At 44.9% G+C, this 6,410-nt stretch carries 5 protein-coding genes; 4 read left to right on the forward strand and 1 reads right to left on the reverse strand.

What is annotated here, in order from left to right; translation table 11 throughout:
* Window positions 1-483 precede the first annotated feature (483 nt).
* Window positions 484-1,185 (forward strand): tRNA (N6-threonylcarbamoyladenosine(37)-N6)-methyltransferase TrmO, encoded by a 702-nt coding sequence (gene tsaA / locus PHF27_RS12535; protein ID WP_300070652.1) that lies wholly within the window; start codon window positions 484-486, stop codon window positions 1,183-1,185.
* A 113-nt stretch (window positions 1,186-1,298) separates the two neighbouring features.
* On the opposite strand, the gene PHF27_RS12540 is transcribed toward tsaA, so the two are convergent.
* The gene (locus PHF27_RS12540; RefSeq protein WP_300070655.1) at window positions 1,299-2,315 is read right to left on the reverse strand and encodes an alpha/beta hydrolase; all 1,017 of its coding nucleotides are present in this window, start codon (window positions 2,313-2,315) and stop codon (window positions 1,299-1,301) included.
* Between the two features lie 307 nt (window positions 2,316-2,622).
* Between PHF27_RS12540 and PHF27_RS12545 the strand changes: the two genes are divergently transcribed.
* The 3 genes from PHF27_RS12545 to PHF27_RS12555 all read left to right on the forward strand — a co-directional run bounded on the left by PHF27_RS12545 (window position 2,623) and on the right by PHF27_RS12555 (window position 6,226).
* On the forward strand, window positions 2,623-3,306 hold the full coding sequence (locus PHF27_RS12545; RefSeq protein WP_300070658.1) for a DNA alkylation repair protein: 684 nt from the start codon (window positions 2,623-2,625) through the stop codon (window positions 3,304-3,306).
* A gap of 136 nt (window positions 3,307-3,442) precedes the next feature.
* Window positions 3,443-5,908 (forward strand): LuxR C-terminal-related transcriptional regulator, encoded by a 2,466-nt coding sequence (locus tag PHF27_RS12550; protein WP_300070661.1) that lies wholly within the window; start codon window positions 3,443-3,445, stop codon window positions 5,906-5,908.
* 81 nt (window positions 5,909-5,989) lie between these two features.
* Window positions 5,990-6,226, forward strand: coding sequence for a DUF2442 domain-containing protein (locus PHF27_RS12555; protein ID WP_300070664.1), 237 nt, complete (start codon window positions 5,990-5,992; stop codon window positions 6,224-6,226).
* Window positions 6,227-6,410: the final 184 nt, after the last annotated feature.

Genomic DNA, 6,410 nt, shown 5'->3' on the forward strand with positions numbered 1-6,410 from the left:
GAGATAAAGCGAGAAAAAAGCAATTTTTATTTTAAATATATAAAATTAAATTAAAATTATCTGCGTGTATGACTTTTTGCGGCGGATACGCCTCGTCTCTTTCGTTGCATTACTTTTGTAGTAGCAGTAAACTAAGAGAGGATCAAGTTAAGTTAATTACTTAATTATCTTATATTGTTTTATTTCGTTTGCTGCTGCTACATCCTTGTTATGAGCAGGCGGAATAAGATATAGAAGGAGATGAGAAGATGGCTTTTAAAATGGGCGCGGCTGCATTTGCATTTATTGCACTGTCTTTTCTAGCGCTAGACCTAGTTCATCTGACCGGCGCAATTTAATCATTTAACTAAAACTTATACAAATAAAAAACACCGTCCAATTGGATGGTGTTTTTTATTTGCTGGTTGGTTTTTGTATAATAGTGTAGAATTTATTTTAGTGGTATGCAAGGTGAATAATTTTGGAGCTAAGGAAAGATAAATTATGAGCGAATTAGGTGTTGTGGCGACCATAAAGAATATAGCCAGGATTCATACTGATTTTCCAACTAAGTTCGGTGTTCCTCGTCAAAGCGGTCTGACTCCGTTAATGGCTACCATTGTTTTTGAACCGTTATATCGGGATCCTAGTGCCATTCGGGGCTTAGAGGGGTTTTCTTATATTTGGCTTATTTGGCAGTTTTCAGAGGCGGTGGGCAGCAAAGTTTCACCTACTGTCAGACCGCCGCGGCTAGGCGGCAATACACGTATGGGAGTATTTGCTACGCGTTCTCCATTTAGGCCCAATCATCTAGGCCTTTCCTCTGTTAAGTTGGAAAATATTGAGATGCATTCCCAGTGGGGGCCCATCTTGCATGTGTCAGGGGCGGATATGATCGATAAGACGCCCATCTTTGATATTAAGCCGTATCTGCCCTATGCGGATAGCCACCCAGAGGCTGCGGCTGGCTTTGCCGCTCCGCATGAAGCGTATAAATTGAAAGTGCTGTTTCCGGAGCGCTGGCTTTCTCTTATTCCAGAGTCTTTGCGGCAGGGGTTGTGCAGTGTGTTGGAACAAGATCCGCGGCCGGCCTATGTTCAAGATTCTGAACGAGTTTTTGGGATTCCCTTTGCTGGTTTTGATGTTCGCTTCATTGTCGCTAAGGGTGTTCTTACGGTTGTGGAAATTGTATGTATTAAAGCATAAACGAAGTGGTCTGTGTTAGGCGCAGACCGCTTCGTTTACTTATAGCTCTTAGTATTTCTCCTGCGTACCCTCGCGTGATTCTGGTTCTCTTGTGCAAGCCCCATGCGTTGGGTTCAGCCAAGTTCGCCGATGGTTTGCAAAAAATGCTGTATCACTTGGCTGTACTGGCGGTGGTTGTCAAAAATAGCGGTGCCATGCTTGGAGTTGGCGAATAGATATAATTGGCTAGGCCCCTTGGTGGCTTGTTGCAGCTCAAGGGACATGGAGGCGGGAATAAGCTTATCCGCTTCGCCGTGGAGATACAGGATAGGCGTTGTAACATGGCGTACGGATTGCAGCGGCGAAGCCTCGTGAAAGGTAGAACGGGAATGAAAGTACGATACAAGGTTCGCATACGGCAAAAGAAGGCTAGTGATATCTAAATTGGCAAGCCAAGGATAATTAAGGGTTTTCATATAGGGAGACAGATATTGCCGTACGTAGAGAGAGAGGAGAGTTTCAAAATCGGAATAAGGGCTGTCAGCGACATAGAAAGCCACGCGTTTACTTTTTTCATTAAGCTCTGCGTGCAGCAGCGCTGTGGCAGCGCCCATAGATAGACCGTGAACGCCGATGGCGCCGTTAGGGATGCGCTGCGCAAGCCAATTGACCCATTGTTCCAAGTCGTATTTTTCCAAGCTGCCCCAAGTAACGGAATCTCCGCCGCTTTCGCCATGGGCGCGTGAGTCGACCAGCAGCACATTAAAGCCGGCACGAAGATAAATTTCTAGGTAGTATAAGCCAATTGTGCGATTTTCCGTAAAACCATGCAGAAAAATAATTGTTTTATGAGTGGGTTTTGCGTTGGGGATAAAGGTTCCAGACAAGAGATAGCCAAAAGGGGAAGAAACGGTTACGTTCTCCCATTGATAATTGGTCGTGCCTTTATTCAGCAGTTGTTGCAGGGAATTGTTGCGGTTTTGCGTTTTTATTTGGGAAAAGATGATGCTTGTTTCTTCATAGATTACGCTGCCTAGAAAGAGACCGGCTAGGTTTAGGCAAAAAATGAACAAGAGCATGAAGGTGAGAAAACAAGTTTTCCAATATGCTTTTTTTCGTTGTTGTAATTCCCAGTCTATATTTGAATTCATACGCTGCCTCACAGTATTTGGTGCAAATCAATAAAGCTTACAGTTTACTACTTATGATACAACTTTGAGTATGCTCCATGTCAAGGAGAGCAAGAAGAAATGGGAAACTTATTTTTGCGAAAACCTATTGAAGCTGCTTGGCCTGCAGATTTGCCAAGACAAAAGGCCTGCTTGTTTTGTAAAATGGAGAGAGGAATTGAACTAGGCAAGAAGGAGCGCGAGCAATGGCTGCTTTTTTTTATTATCAAACAGAGTTGGGAGTCGTGGGCATCGAGGAAAATGGAAAGCGATGCTGCAGGGGGATGTCGTGAATAATAGTATCAGAGAAACGTTGGAAGGAATGGCAGAGCCTACGTATCAACAGTTTTCCGCTGCGTTGCTGCCGAACGTGGATAACTTGCTGGGGGTGCGCTTGCCGCTGCTACGGAAGTTGGCCCAGAAGATCGCTAAAGAGGATTGGAGAAGCTATTTAAAGAGTGCAGATGTTTGCTATTTTGAAGAAACGATGTTGCAAGGCATGATTTTGGGATATGTGAGAACCGATGTAGAAGAGATTCTTTCCTATGTGGTTGAGTTTGTACCACGTATTGATAACTGGTCTGTTTGCGATAGCTTTTGCAGCGGGTTGAAATTTACCAAGAACCATAAGGAACTAGTTTGGAACTTTTTGCAGCCCTATCTAGTATCGACCAAGGAATATGAAATTCGCTTTGGCGTAGTCATGCTGCTTAGTTTTTTCATTGAAGAAGAATATATCGATCCAGTGTTGCTTCGTTTGAACTCCCTGCAGCACGAGGGATATTATGCAAAAATGGCGGTGGCTTGGGCGCTTTCACTATGCTATGTGAAATTTCCAGAGACCACATGGGGGTATTTGCAAAGTAGTCAATTAGATACGTTTACGTATAACAAAGCATTGCAAAAAATTACAGAGTCTTATCGGGTGGATGCAGAAAGTAAAATCAAAATTCGCAGTATGAGGCGCAAGTAATTCAATTTATTCTTTGTACGCATCTGAGAGGTTTTTCGCAGGAGAACCTGGAATATTGAGGAAAGAGCATGAAATGAGATGTTTTTCCAATTAAAGAAGCCCTATGAGTTCTGGCTAATGCAAAGGAGCTGCAGAAATGTTAAAAAGCAAGCACTATAATGCTCGCGGTCTGTTTTTTTCGGAGAGGCTGACAACGGTGCTGAGGAAAATCCCAGACTATTTTTTGACGATTGTTGAAGCGCCCATGGGGTATGGGAAAACAACGGCGGTAAAAGAATATTTAAACCAAGCGGAAATCGAGTGGTTGTGGCAAACCGTATACGATCAGGAAACTGCACATTTCTGGCATGATTTTTGTCAACTCGTAGCTTCTATTGATGGCGAATGCGCTTGCAAACTGGAAGAACTAGGGATGCCGGATGATGCTGTGACTCGCAGAGCTGCGGTGCAGCTTCTTGAAGGTGTTAAGCTCAACCATGCAGTTGTGCTGGTGATTGACGACTATCATTTACTGCAGGATGAAAATGTTCATGAGTTTATTGTGCTGTTGGCAAGAAAAGAGCTTCCGCATTTACACTTGGTCCTTACGACGCGGGCGGCTGCCTTAGATGCTCTTGACGAACTAAAGCTTAAGGGGATTGCCCAGCATATTACACAAGGCGCTTTAGAATTGACGCCGACGGAAATTATCCGTTATTACAAGACTTGCGGTGTTTCCTTGAAAAAAGAAGAGGCTGACAGGCTGTACCTTTATACGGAAGGCTGGATCAGCGCGTTGTATTTATGTTTACTGGAATTTTTGCAAGAAGGGCGGGTAGAGAAACCGGCTACCATGCAGGACCTTTTGGCACGGGTAGTATACCAACCATTAACAGAAGAACTAAAAGAGTTTTTGCTCTGTATTTGTTTGTTTCCGAGTCTTACCGAAGCTCAAGCGCAAGCTATGTGGCGTCAGGATGATGCTGCGGCGCTGCTGCGGCAATTGTTGGCGCAGAATGCTTTTACGCAGTTCAATGCGCGGACGCGCACCTATCAGATACATACGATCTTTGTCGAATACTTGCGAAGGCTTTTTGCTGCCCAAGAAGAGACGGTGAGGCGGGAAATCTGGAGACGGGCTGGACTTTGGTATGTAGAGACGGAAGACTATCGAGCGGCTATGAACTCTTTTTATCAGGCTGGTGATTTTGAGGGATTGCTGACTGCGCTGGAACGCGATAAAGGCAACAGCATTAACAGCGAGTACCAGGATACAATCATTCGTTATTTTGAGGAGTGCCCCCAGGAGATTCGGGCGCAGCATCCTGTTGCCGGCGTGCTTTTTTGCCGGGAACTGTTGTTGTTTGGAGAAATGGAACGGTTTTGTCAATATGCTCAGGGATTGACGGAGGATCTCAACCGTATTGAGGATGCTACAAAGAGAAATTGGTTGCAAGGAGAAATGGAACTTGTAGGCATGTTCACGAAATATAACGACATTGCGGCGATGGCAGAGCATATCAAAAAGGCGCATGCTTTATTGCCGGGAGTCTCTCGTTTGAGTGATCACAATACGCCGTGGACGTTAGGCTCACCTTCCATTCTCTACATGTTTTATCGGGAAAAAGGAAGGCTTCAGCAGCATGCGCAAACGCTACTGGAGGCTATGCCTTCTTACTATGCGTTGACGAACGGTCATGGCGCTGGTGTGGAGCATGTGATGCAAGGAGAGCTGCATTATGGGCAAGGCGACTTTGAAAGTGCCGAAATCAGCAGTCATAAGGCGTTAGAGTTGGCTAGAAGCGGCAAGCAGATTGGCAGTATAGTCAGCGTGCTGTTTCTCCAATTGCGTCTGGCTTTTCAACGAGGAGATCTGCAGACGGTACAAGCTCTACTGGAAGAGATGTATACTGAGATTCAGCTCAGCAAGCAGTCTTTATACTTGCATACGGCCGATTTGTGCGGGGCTTTTGTTGCGGCGCAGTTAAAGCAGCCGGAAAATATTACGCCCTGGATTCGCCAAGGGGAGTTTTTTTCAAGCCGTCTTCTTTTTCCAGCCCAAGGTTACTTCAACATCATTTATGGTCAGGTTCTATTAGTTGCAGGAGAAGAACGAAAGCTGCTAGGTATTTCGGAACAGCTGTTGGAGACTGCGGCTTTATTTCCGAATCTGCTGGCTCAGATTTATCTCTACATTTATATTGCGGCGGCTAATGAAAAGTTGTTTCGTAGGGAGGCTGCAAGGAAGGCGCTGACCTCTGCGTTAGATCTAGCGATTCCAGACGGTCTGCTGATGCCTTTTGTGGAAAATGCCGTCTATATAGAGCGCCTTCTTGATGAAGCTGTTCGTGGGAGTTATCGTGAAAAAGGGACCGAGTTTGCAACGCTGATACAACACTATCAAAAGTCGCTGCTGCGGATGCAGCAGGAACTAGGCTCTGATGCTGGCAAGCCCGAACTGACCCAGCGGGAGCAAGAAATTGTAGTTCTGGCGACAGAAGGACTGACGAACCGAGAGATTGGTGTAGAATTAGGGATTTCCGAAAACACGGTGAAGACACAGCTTAAACGTATTTTTGAAAAACTTGGTATTCGTTCACGGGCGTTGTTGATAAAAAATTAAAGAACTGTCACCCGTTGGGTGATAGAAGCGGCCAAAGCTTCCCTATACAATTAAGGTATAGGGAAGCTTTTTTTGAGGAGGATGATGGATTTGCTGCGTATTGTTAAGGTAATAGCCAAACCGTATTGGCTGGAAATATTCTTTGATAATCAGGCTGCTGTCATTTTGAATATGGAGCCAAGGCTAAACAGTCTTCGCTTTGCAGAACTAAAGGAACCGGCTGTGTTTGAACAGGCGGTCACCGATGGACAGTATATTCGCTGGGGTAACCAAGTGGAGATTTCGGTAAGCGAAATATTTCATTTGGCGCAAAAATAAGTAAGGGTGCTAAAGAGCGCGGTGTATGTGAAAAGAAAATAATGAAGGAGGCGCGTCATGAATTTTGTAAAAAGAAAAATATTGTTGATGATGGTGTTGTTGGTTATGGTGGCTTTGCCAAGCGTGGCCTTGGCGGGGACCCAGGATTTTGTTTTGGTTAATAATTCTCCCTTTAATATGGTCG

The sequence above is a fragment of the Anaeromusa sp. genome, from assembly GCF_028691475.1.
In the GTDB taxonomy this organism is placed as follows: domain Bacteria; phylum Bacillota; class Negativicutes; order Anaeromusales; family Anaeromusaceae; genus Anaeromusa.

What these genes read in the sequence shown, in the direction of transcription:
- PHF27_RS12550 (WP_300070661.1), top strand. Translation starts at nt 3,443, where the DNA reads ATGTTAAAAAGCAAGCACTATAATGCTCGCGGTCTGTTTTTTTCGGAG.
- PHF27_RS12555 (WP_300070664.1), top strand. Translation starts at nt 5,990, where the DNA reads ATGATGGATTTGCTGCGTATTGTTAAGGTAATAGCCAAACCGTATTGG.
- tsaA (WP_300070652.1), top strand. Translation starts at nt 484, where the DNA reads ATGAGCGAATTAGGTGTTGTGGCGACCATAAAGAATATAGCCAGGATT.
- PHF27_RS12540 (WP_300070655.1), bottom strand. Translation starts at nt 2,315, where the DNA reads ATGAATTCAAATATAGACTGGGAATTACAACAACGAAAAAAAGCATAT.